The organism is Bradyrhizobium sp. CCGUVB23 (genome assembly GCF_024199885.1).
Lineage (GTDB): Bacteria > Pseudomonadota > Alphaproteobacteria > Rhizobiales > Xanthobacteraceae > Bradyrhizobium.
The window spans coordinates 7,337,656-7,355,701 of sequence record NZ_JANADQ010000001.1 but is presented as its reverse complement, the minus strand read 5'-3'; the positions used below and the strand labels follow the sequence as shown (position 1 = coordinate 7,355,701).

18 protein-coding genes are annotated in these 18,046 nt (G+C 63.8%); 12 read left to right on the top strand and 6 right to left on the bottom strand.

The features are described from left to right. The first annotated feature begins 295 nt into the window (after positions 1-295). From NLN62_RS34060 to NLN62_RS34045, 4 genes are read left to right on the top strand one after another with little or no spacing between them, the layout of a single operon-like run. Positions 296-1,726, top strand: coding sequence for an efflux RND transporter periplasmic adaptor subunit (locus NLN62_RS34060; protein ID WP_027525361.1), 1,431 nt, complete (start codon positions 296-298; stop codon positions 1,724-1,726). Beyond that, positions 1,723-2,445, top strand: a complete 723-nt coding sequence (locus NLN62_RS34055) for an ABC transporter ATP-binding protein (protein ID WP_027525362.1) — start codon at positions 1,723-1,725, stop codon at positions 2,443-2,445. Before NLN62_RS34060 ends, NLN62_RS34055 begins: the two co-directional genes overlap by 4 nt. Further along, entirely contained in the window at positions 2,442-3,665 is a 1,224-nt protein-coding gene (locus tag NLN62_RS34050; RefSeq protein WP_027525363.1) for an ABC transporter permease, read from the top strand. Before NLN62_RS34055 ends, NLN62_RS34050 begins: the two co-directional genes overlap by 4 nt. Before the next feature lie 52 nt (positions 3,666-3,717). Beyond that, positions 3,718-4,023, top strand: a complete 306-nt coding sequence (locus NLN62_RS34045) for a response regulator transcription factor (RefSeq protein WP_051389916.1) — start codon at positions 3,718-3,720, stop codon at positions 4,021-4,023. Positions 4,024-4,091: 68 nt separating this feature from the next. Here NLN62_RS34045 and NLN62_RS34040 read toward each other — a convergent pair whose 3' ends face one another. Both NLN62_RS34040 and NLN62_RS34035 read right to left on the bottom strand, forming a co-directional pair. Next, positions 4,092-5,213: a ring-opening amidohydrolase gene (locus NLN62_RS34040; RefSeq protein ID WP_027525364.1), complete on the bottom strand. Its 1,122-nt coding sequence runs from the start codon at positions 5,211-5,213 to the stop codon at positions 4,092-4,094. A gap of 355 nt (positions 5,214-5,568) precedes the next feature. Then, positions 5,569-5,784, bottom strand: a complete 216-nt coding sequence (locus tag NLN62_RS34035) for a hypothetical protein (RefSeq protein WP_027525365.1) — start codon at positions 5,782-5,784, stop codon at positions 5,569-5,571. Between the two features lie 224 nt (positions 5,785-6,008). On the opposite strand from NLN62_RS34035, the gene NLN62_RS34030 reads away from it, so the two are divergent. Then, positions 6,009-6,815 carry a cyclic nucleotide-binding domain-containing protein gene (locus tag NLN62_RS34030; RefSeq protein ID WP_027525366.1) on the top strand — a complete coding sequence of 269 codons (807 nt, stop codon included), beginning with the start codon at positions 6,009-6,011 and terminating at the stop codon, positions 6,813-6,815. A gap of 170 nt (positions 6,816-6,985) precedes the next feature. Next, positions 6,986-8,767: a peptidoglycan-binding protein gene (locus NLN62_RS34025; RefSeq protein WP_254111707.1), complete on the top strand. Its 1,782-nt coding sequence runs from the start codon at positions 6,986-6,988 to the stop codon at positions 8,765-8,767. A gap of 213 nt (positions 8,768-8,980) precedes the next feature. On the opposite strand, the gene NLN62_RS34020 is transcribed toward NLN62_RS34025, so the two are convergent. Then, entirely contained in the window at positions 8,981-9,538 is a 558-nt protein-coding gene (locus tag NLN62_RS34020; protein ID WP_027525367.1) for a cytochrome b, read from the bottom strand. Positions 9,539-9,723: 185 nt separating this feature from the next. Here NLN62_RS34020 and murI point away from each other — a divergent pair, with 185 nt between their 5' ends. The 5 genes from murI to NLN62_RS33995 all read left to right on the top strand — a co-directional run bounded on the left by murI (position 9,724) and on the right by NLN62_RS33995 (position 14,327). Further along, positions 9,724-10,521: a glutamate racemase gene (gene murI, locus NLN62_RS34015; protein WP_254111706.1), complete on the top strand. Its 798-nt coding sequence runs from the start codon at positions 9,724-9,726 to the stop codon at positions 10,519-10,521. Between the two features lie 60 nt (positions 10,522-10,581). Continuing rightward, entirely contained in the window at positions 10,582-11,355 is a 774-nt protein-coding gene (locus NLN62_RS34010) for an HpcH/HpaI aldolase/citrate lyase family protein (protein WP_254111705.1), read from the top strand. A gap of 229 nt (positions 11,356-11,584) precedes the next feature. Further along, a complete protein-coding gene (locus NLN62_RS34005) occupies positions 11,585-12,364 on the top strand; it encodes a hypothetical protein (protein WP_027525370.1) in 780 nt (259 codons plus the stop codon). A 191-nt stretch (positions 12,365-12,555) separates the two neighbouring features. Next, positions 12,556-13,173: a 30S ribosomal protein S4 gene (gene rpsD, locus NLN62_RS34000; RefSeq protein WP_018647416.1), complete on the top strand. Its 618-nt coding sequence runs from the start codon at positions 12,556-12,558 to the stop codon at positions 13,171-13,173. An 86-nt stretch (positions 13,174-13,259) separates the two neighbouring features. Next, the gene (locus NLN62_RS33995) at positions 13,260-14,327 is read left to right on the top strand and encodes a low specificity L-threonine aldolase (RefSeq protein WP_254111704.1); all 1,068 of its coding nucleotides are present in this window, start codon (positions 13,260-13,262) and stop codon (positions 14,325-14,327) included. Here the strand turns inward: NLN62_RS33995 and NLN62_RS33990 are convergent, their stop codons facing one another. Genes NLN62_RS33990 through grxD form a run of 3 tightly spaced genes read right to left on the bottom strand, consistent with a single transcriptional unit; the run spans position 14,328 to position 16,495 of the window. Then, positions 14,328-15,608 (bottom strand): serine hydrolase, encoded by a 1,281-nt coding sequence (locus NLN62_RS33990; protein WP_254111703.1) that lies wholly within the window; start codon positions 15,606-15,608, stop codon positions 14,328-14,330. A gap of 2 nt (positions 15,609-15,610) precedes the next feature. Then, complete coding sequence (locus NLN62_RS33985; RefSeq protein ID WP_254111702.1) at positions 15,611-16,159, bottom strand: O-acetyl-ADP-ribose deacetylase; 549 nt, start codon at positions 16,157-16,159, stop codon at positions 15,611-15,613. Positions 16,160-16,162: 3 nt separating this feature from the next. Further along, positions 16,163-16,495, bottom strand: a complete 333-nt coding sequence (gene grxD / locus NLN62_RS33980) for a Grx4 family monothiol glutaredoxin (protein WP_027525374.1) — start codon at positions 16,493-16,495, stop codon at positions 16,163-16,165. A gap of 296 nt (positions 16,496-16,791) precedes the next feature. Between grxD and egtB the strand changes: the two genes are divergently transcribed. After that, positions 16,792-18,033 carry an ergothioneine biosynthesis protein EgtB gene (egtB, locus tag NLN62_RS33975; RefSeq protein ID WP_254111701.1) on the top strand — a complete coding sequence of 414 codons (1,242 nt, stop codon included), beginning with the start codon at positions 16,792-16,794 and terminating at the stop codon, positions 18,031-18,033. The last annotated feature ends 13 nt before the right edge of the window (positions 18,034-18,046 follow it).

The window sequence follows — 18,046 nt, the reverse complement described above, 5'->3', positions numbered from 1 at the left end:
TCAGTACGCTCCCACCAGCGCATATCCCCTCTCCACCATAGCACATCTTACAATTAGTGATTGAAAAAGATCGATTCTGAAGCTGCGTCGTATCCCGAAGTATATCCAACATCCCAAAAGTGGCGGATCGGCGGCTCACAACTTGACGTTTGTTTCATGGAGCGCACACGTCCAGGGGCCTAGAACCGACGACATATTGCTGGACCGTCAAGCGAGAGCGCAGAAATTGCTACCTGTGCGTGAGGGTGCGAATTGTGCCTGACGGTCTTCTTTTTGATAAGGCCGGGGTTTCAATATGCGTTTTGTGCCAATCCTCGTTGCGTTGGGTGGCGTGTCCGCACTTGCGGCGGCTTTTGCCATCGACCCCGCCGGTGTGCGCTCTTCGACGACCTGGATCGCAAACGAAGCCGGACACGCCTATCGCGCAACCACACAGGCCATCCTGCCCGCCCTACACGAAACGCCGACCTTCGGCTCCGACCCGCTGATGTTCCGCTACGCCTCGATCCAGCGCGGCAGCATCGAGCAGACGATCACGGTGACCGGCGCGCTTCAGCCGGTGAAGACGATCGAGGTGGGCTCGCAACTGTCGGGGCAGATCTCGAAGGTCTACGTCGACTTCAACGACAATGTGCGGAAGGACCAGCCGCTGGCGCAGATCGACCCGCGGAGCTTTGCGGCCAAGGTCGACGAAGCCAAGGCGGCGATCGAGATGGCGCGCGCCAATGTCGAGCTGGAACAGGCCAAGCTCGACCGCGGCAAGATCGACCTGGAGAATGCGAAGGGTACAAGGGCGGTGCTGTCGGCCAAGCTCGACAGTGCCCAGGCCGTGAAGGCGTCGGCGCAGCGGACCCTCCAGCGGAAATTGGCGTTGCAGTCGCAGAACGTGGTGGCAACCACGACGGTCGAGGATGCGCAGACCGATTTCACCGCGCGTCTCGCACAGGAGCGCGAGGCGGAGGTCCTCGTGACGCTGAACGCCTACGCCGTCGAAGGCGCCACCGCCGATGTGCGCCGGATCGAGGCCGAACTCCAGCAGGCGAGGACGGCGGTGCCGGAGAAGGAGGCCATCCTCCGCGCCGCCGAGGCCGATCTCGACCGCACCATCATCCGCTCGCCGATCGACGGTGTGGTCGTCGGCCGGTTCATCAACGAGGGCCAGACGCTCGCGGTCGGCCTCGAGGCGAGAACCGCCTTCCTCGTGGCGCACCGGCTCGAGGACATGGAGATCCACGCCCAGGTCGATGAGGCGGATATCGGACGCATTGCCGCCGGCCAGCGGGCACACTTCACGGTCGATTCCTATCCCGACCGCCGCTTCGAAGCGATCGTGCGACAGGTCCGCAAGGCGCCGCAGACCCAGCAGCACGTGGTCACCTATACCGTCGTGCTGTCGACCTCCAATCTCGACGGCGCACTGCTTCCCGGCATGACCGCCCTCGTCAAGATCGTGGTCGACCGCCAGGACGACGTTCTGAAGGTACCGGTCGCAGCGCTGCGCTTCCAGCCGAGCGGCACGCAGCCTTCGACGCCCCAAAGCCGTGACGGCGTATGGCTGCGTATGCCCTCGGGTTCGCTCAAGCGCATCGCGGTCACAGTCGGCACCGACGGTGCCGAGCAGGTCGCGCTCAAGAGCGGCGACTTGACGGAAGGCAGCCAGGTCGCGGTCGGACAGGCGATCCGGCCTGCGGGCATGGAGCTCCTCGGAATAAGGTTCGGATCATGACCGCCCTGCCCGCACTCGTCAGCGTCAGATCAGTCTGTCGCACCTACCGGACCGAGGGCGTCGCGGTGACCGCGGTGCGCGACGTCAGCTTCGACATCCGGCGCGGTGAAAGTCTTGCCATCATGGGCCCGTCGGGGTCCGGCAAATCGACCCTGATGAACATGATCGGATTGCTTGATCGGCCGAGCGAGGGCGCGATCCTCCTGGAAGGTGGCGACGTCGCCGATCTGGCTGATGACCGCAGGTCCGAACTGCGCGCGCACGCCATCGGCTTCGTGTTCCAATCCTACAATCTACTCGCGCGGCACAATGCGGTCGAGAACGTGGCGCTGCCGCTCGTCTATGGTGGCATCCGTCACAAGCAGCGGATGCTGCGTGCCGAACAGTGCCTCGAGGCGGTCGGCATGCTGCACCGGGCGCGGCATTTTCCGAGGCAACTGTCCGGCGGCGAGCAGCAACGCGTTGCGATCGCGCGCGCCCTCGTCGCCTCGCCGGCGATCGTGCTCGCGGACGAGCCGACCGGCGCACTGGACAGCCGGACCGGCGCCGAGATTCTGGCTCTGTTCGACGCACTCCATGACGGCGGCCAGACCATCGTGATGATCACCCACGATTCCAGCGTGGCCGCGCGCTGCGAACGAACCATTCGCCTGCATGACGGCGAGGTCGTCGCAGATGAGATGCGTGACCCATTGCCAAACAAGGTCTGGGCATCATGACGGCATATCAGGCCCTTCAGACCGCCCTTCACGCGCTGCGCCTCAATCCACTGCGCAGCATCCTGACCATCCTGGGTATCGTGATCGGCGTGGCCTCGATCGTCACCGTTTTCGCCATCGGCAAGGGCGCGCAGCTTCGTGTCGAGGAGCAGATCCGCTCGATCGGCTCCAACGTGCTGATGATCGAGCCTGGCGCGGTTCAACAGGGTGCCGTTCGCATGAAGGCCGGCACCAAGCTGACGATGACCGAGGGCGACGTGCAGGCGATCCTCGATCAGATTCCGGAGATCCAGACCGCGGCGGGTTCGGTTGCGGGCACCGCGCAAGTCATCCGGGAAGCCAAGAACTGGAACACCACGATCAACGGCACGACCACTTCGCACTTCATGGTGCGCGACTGGCAATTGTCATCCGGCCGATACTTCTCCGCGGCCGACGAAGCGAGCGCCGCGAAGGTCGTCATTCTGGGCAGTGCCGCCGCCAAAGAGCTGTTCGCGCCGGGCGACGATCCGATCGGCGCGCAAGTCAGGATCATGCAGGTCCCGCTCGAAGTCATCGGCGTGCTCGATCGCAAAGGTCCGGCGCAGGACGATGTCGCCTTCGTTCCATTGACCACCGCCAAGCTGCGCTTTCTCGGCAGCGCGAGCGGTATCAACCGCGACGCCATCGCCTATATCCTCGTCAAGGTCGCCTCCGATACCCAGATGGCAGGTGCGACCAGCGAGATCGAAGGCCTGCTGCGGCAACGACACAGGATTCCCGCCGGTCAGGCCGACGATTTCAAGGTGCTGGATCCCGCGGCTGCCATGGAGGCGCAACAGGGTGCCATCCGCACCGTGGCGCTGCTGCTGTTCGCGATCGCCTCGGTCTCGCTCCTCGTCGGCGGCATCAGCATCATGAATGTCATGATCGTTTCCGTCACCGAGCGCACCCGCGAGATCGGAATTCGCCGCGCGCTTGGCGGCCGGATGCGCGATATTCGTTTGCAATTCCTTTGTGAAGCTCTCGTCCTTTGTCTTCTTGGCGGCGCCATCGGCGTCGTCGGCGGCGTCACGATGTCGATGACGGTGGCGCGAGTAGCTGGCTGGGTCACCGCGATCGATATGCAGTCGATCGGCCTCGCCGTTGGATTTTCAGCCGTGACCGGTGTGATCTTCGGGTTCTATCCCGCCCACATGGCTTCCAAGCTCAGTCCGATCGAAGCGCTTAAGGTGGAGTGAGAAAAAATGCTGGGATGGTCACATCAACCTTCATGCCAGGGAGGAATTGGTCATGAATACAAGCGTACCAATCACACCGACGCCGCGTGAGCGCGAGCTCATGATGCTGATTGCCCGTGGCATGCAGAACAAGAACATCGCCTACGAGCTCAAGATCTCCGAAAATACGGTTCGCGCGCATATCGGCAACATCATGCGCAAATACCGCCTTCAGAACCGGACCCAAATAGCCATCATCTTCGCACTTCAAGCCGCTTCGCCATCGCTGCGCAGTGACCTCGTGAGCGCCTCCGGTCCGACGCTCAATTCGGCCGCCGTGTCGATCCATCATCGCAGCGTGAACAGCGCCGCGAAGTAAACGCGTTACATTGGCCGACGTCAGCCGGCCGAACGCCGATGAGCACGGGGATACTCCCTCCACCGCGCTCAACCGGAATCATCGGCGACCCGCACGATGGCGGCAACAGGGCCGCCGCCCGGAGGCCCCTGGTGCTCGGCCCCGCCGGAGACGTAGACGGCGCCGGTTCCTGCAAGACCGCCGATCAGGCCGCCAACTGCGGCGCGGGCATGCCGTGTCGCGCTGATGTCGGTATCCTCCAGCATCGTGTGGCGAAAGCCGCGTACGCTGCCGTTCGGCGAGGCCTCCGCCTTGGCGAAGATATTGACGAGCTCGCGGCCCGTATCCGCCGTCGATCCGGCCTTTAACCCCACGCTTGCGAGCGCCTCGATCACGGCAGTGGCATCAATAGCGTCATGCATGACGGCATGGCCGATCTCGAACGTGCTCGCCGAAGACGCCGAGTTGCCGAGTACGATGACGACGTTGTGCATCAATTCGATCCCCGCCGATGTCGAGGCCACCGACGAAAACAGCTCGAACCGCCGCAGCACGTCCTCGTCGCGGATCCCGCCATCGATCTCGCCGAGCGCTACCGCAACCCCGAGCGCAGAGGCGCCGCGCGAATAGGCCATCGAGGTGTAGGCACTTGTCGTCACGGTTGTGTTGCCGCGCGCGGAGGCCGCCTCGACACGGTCGCTGGTCAGAAGCGGGCATTTGATCTGGACGAAATGCACGTCTTTCGGCTCGGTGATGCCGGCATCCGCCATGGCTGATGCCACCGCTTTCGCCGTTTCCCCGATCTGCGCGCTGCGGCCGAGCTCCTCGGGGAGGAAATCCCGGGTCTGTGCCATGCCGATGCTGAGCCGCTTTCCGGCAAGGCCGGCGGACGGTTGCGCGATGATTTGGCGCGTGAACACGGTGATGTGCGGGCTCAGCACGCCTTCGGTGCCGCCTGACATCACGAAGGCGATGCGCTGCTCGACCTGATGAGGCTCGAGCCCGATATGCGGCGCGAGCGCCGCGCAGAGCGCCGCCACGGCATACTCGCGCGTAAAATCGTTGACGCCGCCATTGCCCTCGGTCTTGCCCAGGACCGCGAGGATCGCGTTCGGATCGATCTCGCCCTGCTCGATCAACCCCAAAAGGCCTGCCACGTCGCCCGGCCCTTTGGTGGCAATTCGAACGACGCCGACCGATGTTGTGCGCATACCATCTCCCTCGCGGCGCGGCGATGCAGCAAGCCGACCGCACCAACGAGCATAGTGGTCGGGACAGGGATTTCCAGACTGCAAAATTTGCTGTCGCTTTCGTCAAGCTGTCATCGAACCGCTGCACAGAATTGTAGCAGACGGCGCTGACGACCATTCCACGTCGTCAAAGCCCGCTCAGCCAGCAGGTTGGTGGGCGTAGGCTCGGTCATTGCCTGCGGACCGTCGTTCGGCGTCGGTGAGCGCGTGCTCAGCTCGGTGCCGGCCCTTCGGCCGCTCGGCTTCTTCCCAGAGCTGTGGGTACGTGCGCGAATCTGCTCGTCAGTCGGGTAAGGCATCACAAGTCTCCCAACGATCAACCGGTCCCCGTGATCTGCCGCTCCAGGCGCCGCGCCGCGCGAAATTCATCCAGATGATGGATATTGGGCGCGAACGCCGCCTCCCTGGACAAGAGATGATAGACGCGCGCGACGGTTCGCTGCTTGCGCTTTGCCGGTCCCGCCGGCAAGGCACGCGCCTTGCGGGTGGCCACGATCGCGTGCTCACGAAAATAGTCGCAAGAATCGGACATGACTGCTCACCGGACATTGCTTTCAGTGCTAATGGCCTCGAACGGAGCCCGTTCCGCCCTCCCGGTCGGACCGGTTTTTCGGGCCCGACGAGTGGACAATTGCCGAAACCGCCGCGCGGGCTAGAATTGGCCGCTTGCATCGAATCCGCCGGTCATCTTACTCAAACGATCGATTTCGATTATCTGTATCCGAAAAGCACCGACGGCTTGAGGCGTGGGGAAATATGATGACGTCCAACGCAGATATCTCGTCGATTTTGAACCGCATTCTCGATACGGCTGCGGACAATCTCAGGGTCGCGAAGATCCTGATGCAGATGGGCCTCGATCCCAACAACATCACCTACGACGCCCTGTTCAACCGCCTGCTGGAAATCTTCCTGGCCAATATCACGCTGGCCAATCTGTTCGCCGTCGTCGGCGCGACGTTCCTTGTCGCAACGCTTCTGATGCAGACCATGGTGCCGCTGCGGGTCGCCAACATGATCGGTTGCGCGTTCTTCGCTGCCTATGGCTTGCTCTCCGGAAACGCCTCGACTTTCCTGCTGTATCTTTTGCTCGTCCCCATCAACGGCATTCGCCTCCGCCAAATGCTCAAGCTCGTGAAGAAGGCGCGCCACGCGACGCAGGGCGACATGTCAATGGAATGGCTGAAGCCCTTCATGACCGAGCGCAAATACCGCCGTGGTGACACCCTCTTCAAGCTACACGACCCCGCCAACGAGATGTTCCTGACGGTGACCGGCAAGTTTCTGGTCAAGGAGCTCAACATCGAGATCCCGCCTGGCCGCCTGATGGGCGAGCTCGGCTTCCTGACGCCGAACAACCAGCGCACCGGAACGGTGGAGTGCATCGAGGACGGCCAGGTGCTGACCATCACCTATGAACGGCTGCTCGAGATCTACTTCCAGGATCCGCAGTTCGGCTACTACTTCCTGGTCCTCGCCAGCCAGCGCCTGCTCGAGAACATCTCGCGCTTGCAGGAGCAGCTCAAGGCCGAACGGGCGACGACCACGAACAGGATCGCGTAAAAGCGCGCTGCGGGCCGATGATGCTGCCGCACAGTCCCCCGGAACCAGAAGGCCTGGGCGACAGGCCGTAGGCCGAAATGTCGCAAGCCAGGCTCGACAGGAACAGCGGCCCGGCGGGGCTGTTGGGCGTTGTCAGAGCGGTGCGAAGTCTCGGGAACTTCCTTCCTCTGATGCGCCAGGGTGTGGTGTTTCCTGAATGCGATCGCGATCAGCGGCTCAAGCAAGCTGAACAGCGCACCGTCCGACAACGGATCGAACGCACTGAGCCAGATCGCAAGAAGAAAATAGCAAAAGAGACAATCGCCAGGAGAAATCGAAGGCGAATGAAATCGGAGGAGATGATGGAACGTAGAATCGCAAAGAACAAATTTCTGCTGACCACGGCTATGCTCTTGGCAAGCGTCAGTCTGGCGTCAGCACAAGGCATGCGGGAAGGCGGCAGCATGGGTGGCGGGACGGTTGGCGCCGGAGAACACGGAATGTCTGCCGGCTCATCCGCAAGCCAGTCGGGCGGTGAAATGCATCGAGGCTCTGCCCGCCCATCGCGCGGCGAAGGGTTGGCGCAGGGCCGTGGACGGGCGGACGGTCCGAGCGAGGGGCACATCGGCCAGGGTCCGGCTCAGCGTGGCGAGCAAATGCAGCACCAGACCACAGGGCAATCCTCGAGAGAAGGCGGTCGCGCGGCAGAGAGGAACGAGCGGCAACTCGGACGAGAGCAAACCCAGCGCGGGCAGACTCAGGGAAGTCAGGCCATCGGTCAGGGAAAACGCGACAAGGAGCAGATTCGTCGATCCGAAACAGGCCAGCGTGCAACCGGAGCTGAAACGCGCCAGAGCCAGCAGCAGCAAAACCGGACCGGTGTGACACAGGGACAGAGCACAACGACAACAGGCCAGAGCAAAGCGGGCCAGAACACGACCGGCGCGGCACCACTGCGGCAGACGGGCACGACACCCCAAGGCCAGACTGACACTGCCAATCAGGGCCAGACCCGGGGCCAAGCCACCGCTCCCGCCCAGACTCAGGGCCAGGCCAACGTTGCTGCGCAAGGCACTGAAAGTCTCGCGGGTCGCCCAGTCACGGCGCAACAGCAAACCACGGTGCAGCAGTCGGTACTGTCCGCCAGCAACGCTCCGCGCGTGAACGCGAACGCGGTCGACTTCGCGGTCAATCGGGGCGTGGTGGTGCCCGCGAGCTTCACGGTCGCCTCAGTCGCGGCGTTCCCTGCCCTCATCGATGTGTTCCCGTACTATCGCGATGACAGCTTCTTCGTCGTCGAGGATGAAGTCGTGTTCCTCGATCGGGAGCGCCGGGTGGTCGACGTCGTCCCGGTCGGGCCGCGGGTCCGTTACAGCCACGCAAGCAGCAGCGGCAGCGTCGCAGCGCTCAATCTGAGTTCAGCGGAGATCCGCGAGGTGCAACACGTCCTGATCGATAGGGGCTTGCTCGTCGGAGAGGCAGATGGCGTGCTTGGGTCTCGGACACGTGAGGCCCTGATCACGTTCCAGCGGCAGCAGGGCATCGAGACGAGCGGCAGCATCGACACGCGAACGGTCGCAGCGCTTGGCCTGTCGAACAGGATCCAGGGTGCAAGCCAGTCCTCGACAGTCGGTCAGGGCCAAACACAAGGCCAAACCCAAGGTGAAGCCGGCACCCAGCAGCCTTCCCCGCAGCAGGGCACGCCTGGACAGACGACCGGCCGGGCGAACGCACCGGCGCCGCAGAACCAATCGACGACGACCGGTCAGGCTGGAACGCAACAGCCATCTGCACAACAGAGCACGACCGGACAGGCTGCCCCTTCGCAGAACCGGTCCACCGTGGACCAAGGCGGCGATCAGCCGAACGCCAATCCGAACAGCGGGTCGTCATCATCGACGACGGGCCAAGGTCAAGGCGCGCAGGCGCCGGCTCGGAGCCCCAACCAGTCTCCGGGCAATGAAAAAGAATAGAATAACAAAACCGAGCCCCGCTCCCGAGCGGGGCTCTCGCACCTTGCTTCGTCATTGCGAGCGAAGCGAAGCAATCCAGAGTCTTTCCGCTGAGGTATTCTGGATTGCTTCGCTGCGCTCGCAATGACAGTGGGGATAGACGAGAAAGCAACGCTCGCGATCGTCATGCCCCGCGTGACATTGAGGCGAGCAGCACGCAACAGAGCTGCCTCCCTACCCCGCCTTCGCTTCCTCCGTCAGCATCCGCACCGCGACGCGGTCGCGGCGGATGTAGTGATGCCAGGCGGTGGCGGCGACGTGAACCACGATCAGTGCCAAGAGCACATAGGCAAAGAGGATGTGGCGGTCTTCGTAGGCGCGCGCTGCCTCGCGGTCGGGCGAGGTGAATTGCGGCACGTGAAACAGGCCGAAGAAGCTGGAGTAGTCGGGCGCATGCGCGCCGGAATGTGCCCAGCCGAGCATCGCGACCAGGATGACGATGAGATAGAGCGCGGCGTGGCTGATGCGCGCGGCGAACTTCTGCCAGGGACGGCTGTCGCCCGGCAGCGACGGCGTCGGGTTGCCGATGCGCCAAGCCAGGCGAATGACGGTGAGCAGCAGAACCATGTAGCCGATATCAGCGTGGATCGAGCGGTAGAAGAAGCGATCGGGCCTCTCCGGCACGTGGTTGACCCACCAGCCGAAGCCGATCATGCCGATGATCGCGATCGCCAAGATCCAGTGAAACCAGCGGGAGATACTGCCCCAGCCGGCATTGGTGTTTCTGATCATGTCGGCCCCCGAATTCTGCGGATGTCCCCAACTGCGGCGCAGCATGGCGCGATCTGATAGCGGGCGAGCGCCATCGAGGCGATTTGAATCGTTCAAAATTGGGCTGCACCCGCGTTCGCCGCAAAAGCGCCCCAAAAGCCGACCCAAAAACCGAATGGTAACCATGGCACGGCTAGGGTAACCGCGTGACAGACTCCCCGACCATATTGGTGTTCGATTCCGGCCTTGGCGGGCTCACCGTGCTGCGCGAGGTCGTCGCGGCGCGCCCCGACGCGCATTACGTCTACGTCGCCGACGACGCCTTCTTCCCCTACGGCCATCACAGCGAGGACGAGATCATCGCCCGCGTGGTGCCTCTGGTCGGCGATCTGATCGCAGCACACAAGCCTGACCTGATGGTGATCGCCTGCAACACCATGTCCGTTTCGGTCATGAGCCACTTGCGTGCTGCCTATCGCGTGCCATTCGTGGGCACGGTGCCGGCGATCAAGCCTGCCTGTGCGCAGTCGCAGACACGGCGCGTCTCGGTGCTCGGCACCAAGGCCACCGTCAAACGCGAGTACACCCAGGCGCTGATCCGGGATCACGGCCAGGGCTGCGAGGTGACGCTGGTCGGCTCGCCCGAGCTCGCTTCTCTTGCGGAGGCAGCGCTCAGCGGAAACGCGATCAGCGACGGCGATATCTTCGCCGAACTGAAGCCTTGCTTCGTCGGAAACCCCGAGGATGCGACTGCGCGCACCGACACGATCGTGCTCGCCTGCACGCATTATCCGCTGCTGCTTGACCGGTTGATCAAGCTCGCACCTTGGCCCGTGAATTGGATCGATCCGGCCCCGGCGATCGCCCGCCGCGTTTCGGACCTGCTCGGCCCGTGCGCCACCGATCTCGTCCAGTCCGGCGCCGAAATCGTTTTCACGTCCAAGCGCACCCATACCTTGGGGCCCGCGTTGACACCATTCTTCGGCGGGCGCGTCCCGGCCTGACTTTTCGCGTCGCTGGCACGCTGCTAGGTTGCGCCGCCTCTATCCCGCAGGTTCTGCGCCATGTCAGCCACATCAACGCCACTCAACCGTCTCCGCCAGCTCTGGCGTGAAGGCCGTCCCGCCTTCGGAGCAATCGCGACCATTCCGAGCGTGCAAACCGTGCAGATCATGGCGCGCTCGCTCGATTGGATCATCGTCGATCTCGAGCACGGGCCGATCGGGCTGACCGAGGCGCATGCGATGATCGCCGCCACGACCGGCACGCCATGCACGCCGCTGGTGCGCATCGCCGCCAACGAGCCCTGGCTTGCCAAGGCCCCGATGGACATCGGCGCCTTCGGCATCAATTTCCCGATGATCACCAGCCGCGAGGAAGCCGAGAAGGCGGTGCGCAGCGTGCACTATCCGCCGCGTGGCGATCGTCTCTGGGGTCCCTTCCATGCGCCGTTCCGCTGGGGCCAGTCGATGCCCGACTACATGGCCTCAGCCGACGACGAGATGCTCTGCATGATCACCATCGAGCATGTCGACGCCGTCAACCGCATCGACGAGATCATGGCGACGCCCGGCATCGACATCGCGGTGATCGGTCCCGGCGATCTCGCGACCTCAATCAACAAGCGCGGCCAGATGGACGACCCCGAGCTGTTGGAACTGATCGCCCGGGCCGAGGCCGGCATCCTCAAAAGCGGTGTGCCGATCGGCGGGGCAGCACGCACCGCCGAGCAGGCCAATCGCCTGATCGACCGCGGCTACCGCGCCATCGCGCTCGGCTTCGACTGGTCGCTGTTCCAGCGCGGCATCATGGCGGCGTTCGAGGGAATCAGGCGGTAGGCCGGTCTTCGAGCGCTTCTCAAAGCCGGTTGCAGACTACATCAAATTAGCCATTTAAGGCATTGAATTGACATGATTTTACCGAAATTTGCGAACCTTCTTCTGAGCCTGAGAAGGCGATGATTCACGAACCCGCTGGCTCCAACCCGGCTGGTTCATGCTAGATCAGGGCAGCGGGCCGAAGACCCGACTCGCCACACCTGTTTGAGCCCGCGGAAACCCGAGGACGATGCGCGGTACACCCAAGAAAATCTCGCTGCTGCGGCGCATGGTCTTCGACCTCATGCACGCCTCGATGGGCGTGCCCTTCGTCTCGCTGTCGCGGCCGCTCCAGATCCGCCCCCTGCTCGAGGCGCGCGCCAGTGCAAAGGTGCCGGCTGGCTGGGCCGCGATCTTCGTCAAGGCCTTCGCGCTCGTCGCCAGGGACGAGCCGATCCTGCGCACCCTCTACGCCAAATGGCCGTGGCCGACCTTCTATGAGCTGCCCAAGAGCGTAGCGATGGTGGCTGTCGCTCGCGTCGTGGACGGCGAGGAATGCGTGGTGGCGCAGCGGATCGCCGGCCCGGACGCCTTGGCGCTGACCGAGATCGACGTCCTGATCCGGCATGCCAAGGAGGCCCCGCTCCGGGACGTGCCGATGGTTCGCAAGATGATGCTGGCGATGCACCTGCCGCTGCCGCTGCGCCGGCTGGCCTGGCTGATCGGGCTCAATTTCGGCCGCCAGCGCGCCAGCTTTTTCGGCAGCTATTCGGTTACCTCGGTCGCGGCCTATGGCGGGGGCGAACTCCACGCCATCACGCCAGGGCCGTTCATCCTGAGCTATGGGGTGGCCGAGTCGGACCAGACCATCAATGTCGTCCTGCGCTGGGATCACCGGATTACCGATGCCGCCCCGATTGCCCGGGTCCTGACCCGGCTGGAACAGGTCCTGAACACTGAAATCGCTGCCGAATTGCGCGGCAGCCGGCAGGCTGCGGAGCCCAAGCCGATCCGAGCTGTGGCGACGTAAAGGATTGACAGGACGGCCCGATTTCACCTAAAAGCCGCCTGCTCGCGGGCCGGTTTCGGCCCGCGAAGCGTTTCGCGACCCGTGGCCTTGTCCCTTGAAGCTTTGGGGATGGGGCCTGTCGGTGCCGGGTTTCCCGGTCACACAGGAGGGCGCGTTTCCTCAAACCAACCTAACTCTATCAAGAGGACGCGATGACTAAGCGCAGTGAGGCGAAGTACAAGATCGATCGCCGTATGGGCCAGAACATCTGGGGCCGCCCGAAGAGCCCCGTGAACCGCCGTGAGTACGGCCCCGGCCAGCACGGCCAGCGCCGCAAGGGCAAGCTCTCCGACTTCGGCGTGCAGCTCCGCGCCAAGCAGAAGCTCAAGGGCTACTACGCCAACATCAGCGAGCGCCAGTTCCACGGCATCTATGTCGAGGCGAGCCGCCTGAAGGGCGACACCGGCGAGAACCTGATCGGCCTGCTGGAGCGCCGTCTCGACGCGGTAGTCTATCGCGCCAAGTTCGTGTCGACGATCTTCGCCGCGCGCCAGTTCATCAACCACGGCCACATCAAGGTGAACGGCCGCAAGGTCAACATCTCGAGCTACCAGCTCAAGGTCGGCGACGTGATCGAGGTCAAGGAAGCCTCCAAGCAGCTCGCCCACGTTCTCGAAGCGAGCCAGCTCCCCGAGCGCGACGTCCCCGACTATCTCGAAGTCGACCACGGCAAGATGACCGCGAAATACGCGCGCATCCCCGGCCTCTCCGACGTGCCGTTCCCGGTGCAGATGGAGCCGCACCTGGTCGTCGAATTCTATTCGCGCTGATAACGAAGTTCGAAAGGCCCCGGCAAAACCGGGGCCTTTTTGTTTAAGAGACCCGGCAAGGGCCGTCCCAATCCAAGAGGCGTCGCATGCTCTACACCCCTCCCCCCGTCGATCCCAAGGCACCGCCGGTGCGCATCAACCTGCTTTCGGACACGCAGACGCGGCCGACGCCTGCGATGCGCGAGTCGATGGCGCGCGCGGAAGTCGGCGACGAGCAGGTCGGCGACGACCCGACCACGAATGCGCTCTGCGATCGCGTTGCGGATCTGCTCGGCAAGGAAGCTGCGGTGTTCATGCCCTCGGGCACGATGTGCAACGTCACCGCGACGCTGGTGCACTGCCGTCCCGGCGACGAGATCCTCGCGCACGAAACCGCGCACATCATCGCGCGCGAAGGCGGCGCGCATGCAGCGCTCGGCGGTTTCCAGATCACGCAGCTCCAGGGCCCCGACGGACAGTTCACACCTGAGACGTTCCGTAAGGCGCTTCATCCGCGCACGCGCTACCAGCCGACACAGAGGGTGGTCAGCGTCGAGCAGACCGCCAATATCGGCGGCGGCACGATCTGGAAGAAGGCGGCGCTTGACGAGATCGTCGCGATCGCGAAGCAGAATGGACTTGCCACCCACATGGACGGCGCGCGCCTGCTCAACGCCACTGTCGCCACCGGCATCGCCGCGCGCGACATGACGGCAGGCTGGGATTCGGCCTGGATCGACTTCTCGAAAGGCCTGGGCGCACCGATCGGCGGCGTGCTCGCCGGCTCCCGCGTTTTCATCGACGCGGTCTGGCAGTGGAAGCAGCGTCTCGGCGGCTCGATGCGGCAGTCCGGCGTCTGCGCAGCCGCCTGCATCTATGCGCTCGACCACCACGTCGGTCGCCTTGCGGATGACCACGCCAATGCACGCGCGCTGGCGCGCGGGCTGTCGCAGATCGCAGGGATCGAGGTGCAGGAGCCCGAGACCAACCTCGTGTTCTTCAAGCCCGACGGCGCCGGCGTTCCCGGCGACAAGATGGTCGGCGCCTTGCGCAAGCGCGGCGTGATGCTTGCCATGATGGACGGACGCATCCGCGCCTGCACCCATCTGGACGTGACGGCTGCGATGATCGAGGAAACGATCGGCCAGGTGCGCGAGATCGTGCGCGGGGCGTGATCAGCGCCCCATCGCCTCGTAGACCAGCCGCCTCAATTCGGTCTGGATCGGCCCACGCTGCGACGGCGACTGCATCATGCAGATGACGAACATGTCGTCCGCGGGATCGATGAAGAAGAAGGTGCCGCCGACGCCGTCCCAGCGATATTCGCCGGCCGGCAGCGCCGCGTTCGCTTCCGTCCGCACCGCAAAGCCGAGGCCGAAGCCGCTGTCCGGGCCAGGAAAATAGAATTCGGGATCCTTCCCGATCCCAGTCCCCTCGCCGATCTGGTCCGAGGTCATCAGCGCGACCGTCTCGCGCCCGAGATAGCGCCTTCCGTCGAGCTCGCCGCCATTGAGCAGCATCTGCGCAAAGCGCGCATAGTCGCTGATGGCGCCGACCATGCCGGCTCCGCCTGATTCCCAGCGCCGCGGCGCGGTCGCCTCCTTGATGCCAGCGACCGGTCGGTCGAACCAGTCGTTCGGCAAGGGCTCTGCGATCATTGATCGCTTCGCATCGTCGGCGACGAAAAAAGCGGTATCGCGCATCCCCAGCGGATCGAGCAGCCGCTCCTTCTCGAACTGATAGAGCGATTGCCCCGAAACAATTTCGATCACCCGCCCCAGCACATCGGTTGAATGGCCGTAGTCCCATAGCGTCGCCGGCTGCTCGGCCAGCGGCAATCGCGCCAGACGCTCGACGAACTCGGCATTGTCGGGATCCCCGTCAAGCAGGCCGGCCTGCGCATAGAGCCTGCGCACCGGGCTGTCGCCATAGAAGCCGTAGGTGACGCCAGAGGTGTGACGCAGGAGGTCGCGGATGGTGATCGGCCGCGCCGGCGGCACGAGCTGCAAGCTGCCGTCCGGCTGCGCGACGCCAACCTTCACATCGGCGAAGGCCTGAATGTGTTTCGAAAGAGCGTCGTCGAGACCAAGCCTGCCGTCGTCGACCAGCATCATCGCTGCGACCGAGGTCACCGGCTTCGACATCGAATAGAGACGGAAGATGGTGTCGTCCGTCATCGGCTCTGCCGTCTTGACGTTGCGCAGGCCGAATTTCTCGTAGACGACGGGCCTGCCGTGCTGCTGGATCAGCAGGATCGCGCCAGGAATCTTGCCGGCCGCGACCTCGCCACGAAGATATTCACTTACGCGCGCGAGCTGTGGCGCATCGAGCTCACGTCCGGCAAGCAGGTCTTCTGCCGCTGCAGCCGCGGCGAATGCCAATAGCCCGGCGCAGACAAGCAGCCAACGCAGGAGGGCCAGACGTCCTTCAGCGGAACGACCGTCCGGCAGCCTCATCGTCAGTCGCCGGTGCCGTGCGCCAACAGCGCCTCACGATGCAAGACGGCGCTTGGCTCGGAGAAACAGCAGAAGATGACCTGCGTGACGCAAGGGGTCGTGGCCAGAGCTTCGACCGTGGTCGCGACTGCAATCTTCGCGGCGCGGTCCGCCGGGAAACGGTAGATGCCGGTCGAAATCGCCGGGAATGCCACGGAAGTGAGCTCGTGCTTGCGGCAGAGCTCCATCGAACGGCGATAGCAGGAGGCGAGCAGATCGTCTTCGCCGAGAGTGCCACCATTCCACACCGGTCCGACGGTGTGGATCACATGAGCGGCCTTCAGCCGGTAGCCCCGCGTGATTTTGGCATCACCCGTCTTGCAGCCGTGGAGCATGCGGCACTCGGCGACAAGGTCCGGACCGGCGGCCCGGTGAATCGCGCCATCGACGCCGCCCCCGCCGAGGAGCGACGTGTTGGCGGCGTTGACGATGGCGTCAACGCTCAAGGTCGTGATGTTGGCAACAATGACTTCTAACTGCGCGCCACCGATCCGGCGCGTCAGCATCGCCACGGATCAGGCCGCTGCGTTGACCGCAACGCCCTTGTCGGCGAAGAGCTGCTGCAATTCGCCGGCCTGGAACATCTCGCGCACGATGTCACAGCCGCCGACGAACTCGCCCTTCACATAAAGTTGCGGGATGGTCGGCCAATTCGAATAGACCTTGATGCCATTGCGCAGCTCGGCGGATTCGAGAACGTTCAGGCCCTTATAGCCGACCCCAAGATGGTCGAGGATCTGCACGACCTGGCCGGAGAAACCGCACTGCGGAAATTGCGGCGTGCCCTTCATGAACAGAACCACGTCGTTCGACTTCACTTCGCTGTCGATGAATTCCTCGATGCTCATATCCATGTCCTTCCGGGGCGGAGCCCTCATCGCTTCGGGCCGGCTCAGCCATCTAACCCGATACCTGCCCCAATATGTAGCGCAAACTATTGGACATCCAAAGTAAAATGGCGGCGACGAAGCCCTGCCATGCGGCCAAATCTGCCAGTTCGGGGGCGGCGGGACTATAGCCTGATGGCTCTAATATCATCACCGAGGAGGACTTTTATCCCGTAACGGAGGCCCTATCTAGGACGAACCTGTCTCTTGGAACCGAGCTACGCCTGCAACGTTCTCTTGTCCACCTGGAGAAAACCGTGACGAAACAAGCCTCCGTAACGGCCAGCTCGCTCCCTGCGTCACCTTTCTCCGGCAGCTCGGCCGAAGCGCTGGTGGATGCCTTTGTGGCGGTTCGCAACGAGACCGAGCGCCGCGCCGCGCCGCTTAGCGCGGAAGACCAGCAGATCCAGTCCATGCCGGATGCGAGTCCTGCGAAATGGCACCGCGCGCATACGACCTGGTTCTTCGAGCAGTTTCTGCTCGGCGAGCACTGTCCGGGCTATAAGCCCTTTCATCCCGACTTCGCATTCCTGTTCAATTCCTATTATGTCAGTGCCGGTCCACGCCATGCCCGGCATCGCCGCGGCGACATCACACGGCCGAGCACCGATCAGGTCACCGCCTATCGGAGACACGTCGATGCCGCCGTCGTAAGATTCTTCCGCGAGGCGGATGAGGCCAAGCTTCGCGCCATCAGGCCGCTGGTCGACGTCGGCCTCAATCATGAGCAGCAGCACCAGGAGCTGATGTTCACGGATATCCTGCACGCCTTTGCGCAGAATCCGGTCCTGCCCGCTTACGACCCCGAGTGGCGCTTCCCGGCCTCGAACAAGACGGGCCCGGAATGGCTATCCCTGAACGAAGGCATCCACAGCATCGGACACGCCGACGACAGCTTTCATTTCGACAATGAGAAGCCGGCGCATCGCGCGCTCGTCGGTCCGGTCAGGGTCGCACGCAATCTCGTCACCAATGCCGAGTGGCTCGCCTTCATGCGGGACGGCGGTTACCGAACCGCGCCGCTATGGCTGATGGACGGCTTTGCCGCGGTCAGCAACGAGGGCTGGCAGGCGCCGGGCCACTGGCGCGAGATCAATGGTGGCTGGCACATGACGACGCTCGCCGGCCTCAAGCCGGTCGATCCGAACGCGCCCGTGTGCCACGTCAGCTATTACGAGGCCGATGCGTTCGCGCGCTGGGCCGGAAAACACCTGCCGACCGAGATGGAATGGGAGGTCGCGGCCCGCGCCGGCCAGCTCAACGATGCCTTCGGCATCGTCTGGCAATGGACCCGCAGCTCATATTCGCCCTACCCGGGTTACCGGGCCGTGGAAGGTGCGCTCGGCGAGTACAACGGCAAGTTCATGGTCAATCAGCTGGTGCTGCGCGGGTCCTCGCTTGCAACTCCAGGCGGGCACAGCCGTATCACCTATCGCAACTTCTTCTACCCGCACCACCGTTGGCAATTCACGGGATTACGCCTCGCCGACTACGACTGAGTTCTCATCCGAC

Bases quoted from the DNA above. Each gene is read 5' to 3' on its own strand.
- NLN62_RS34060 (WP_027525361.1), top strand. From the start codon at position 296: ATGCGTTTTGTGCCAATCCTCGTTGCGTTGGGTGGCGTGTCCGCACTT.
- NLN62_RS34055 (WP_027525362.1), top strand. From the start codon at position 1,723: ATGACCGCCCTGCCCGCACTCGTCAGCGTCAGATCAGTCTGTCGCACC.
- NLN62_RS34050 (WP_027525363.1), top strand. From the start codon at position 2,442: ATGACGGCATATCAGGCCCTTCAGACCGCCCTTCACGCGCTGCGCCTC.
- NLN62_RS34045 (WP_051389916.1), top strand. From the start codon at position 3,718: ATGAATACAAGCGTACCAATCACACCGACGCCGCGTGAGCGCGAGCTC.
- NLN62_RS34040 (WP_027525364.1), bottom strand. From the start codon at position 5,213: ATGCGCACAACATCGGTCGGCGTCGTTCGAATTGCCACCAAAGGGCCG.
- NLN62_RS34035 (WP_027525365.1), bottom strand. From the start codon at position 5,784: ATGTCCGATTCTTGCGACTATTTTCGTGAGCACGCGATCGTGGCCACC.
- NLN62_RS34030 (WP_027525366.1), top strand. From the start codon at position 6,009: ATGATGACGTCCAACGCAGATATCTCGTCGATTTTGAACCGCATTCTC.
- NLN62_RS34025 (WP_254111707.1), top strand. From the start codon at position 6,986: ATGCGCCAGGGTGTGGTGTTTCCTGAATGCGATCGCGATCAGCGGCTC.
- NLN62_RS34020 (WP_027525367.1), bottom strand. From the start codon at position 9,538: ATGATCAGAAACACCAATGCCGGCTGGGGCAGTATCTCCCGCTGGTTT.
- NLN62_RS34010 (WP_254111705.1), top strand. From the start codon at position 10,582: ATGTCAGCCACATCAACGCCACTCAACCGTCTCCGCCAGCTCTGGCGT.
- NLN62_RS34005 (WP_027525370.1), top strand. From the start codon at position 11,585: ATGCGCGGTACACCCAAGAAAATCTCGCTGCTGCGGCGCATGGTCTTC.
- rpsD (WP_018647416.1), top strand. From the start codon at position 12,556: ATGACTAAGCGCAGTGAGGCGAAGTACAAGATCGATCGCCGTATGGGC.
- NLN62_RS33995 (WP_254111704.1), top strand. From the start codon at position 13,260: ATGCTCTACACCCCTCCCCCCGTCGATCCCAAGGCACCGCCGGTGCGC.
- NLN62_RS33990 (WP_254111703.1), bottom strand. From the start codon at position 15,608: ATGAGGCTGCCGGACGGTCGTTCCGCTGAAGGACGTCTGGCCCTCCTG.
- grxD (WP_027525374.1), bottom strand. From the start codon at position 16,495: ATGAGCATCGAGGAATTCATCGACAGCGAAGTGAAGTCGAACGACGTG.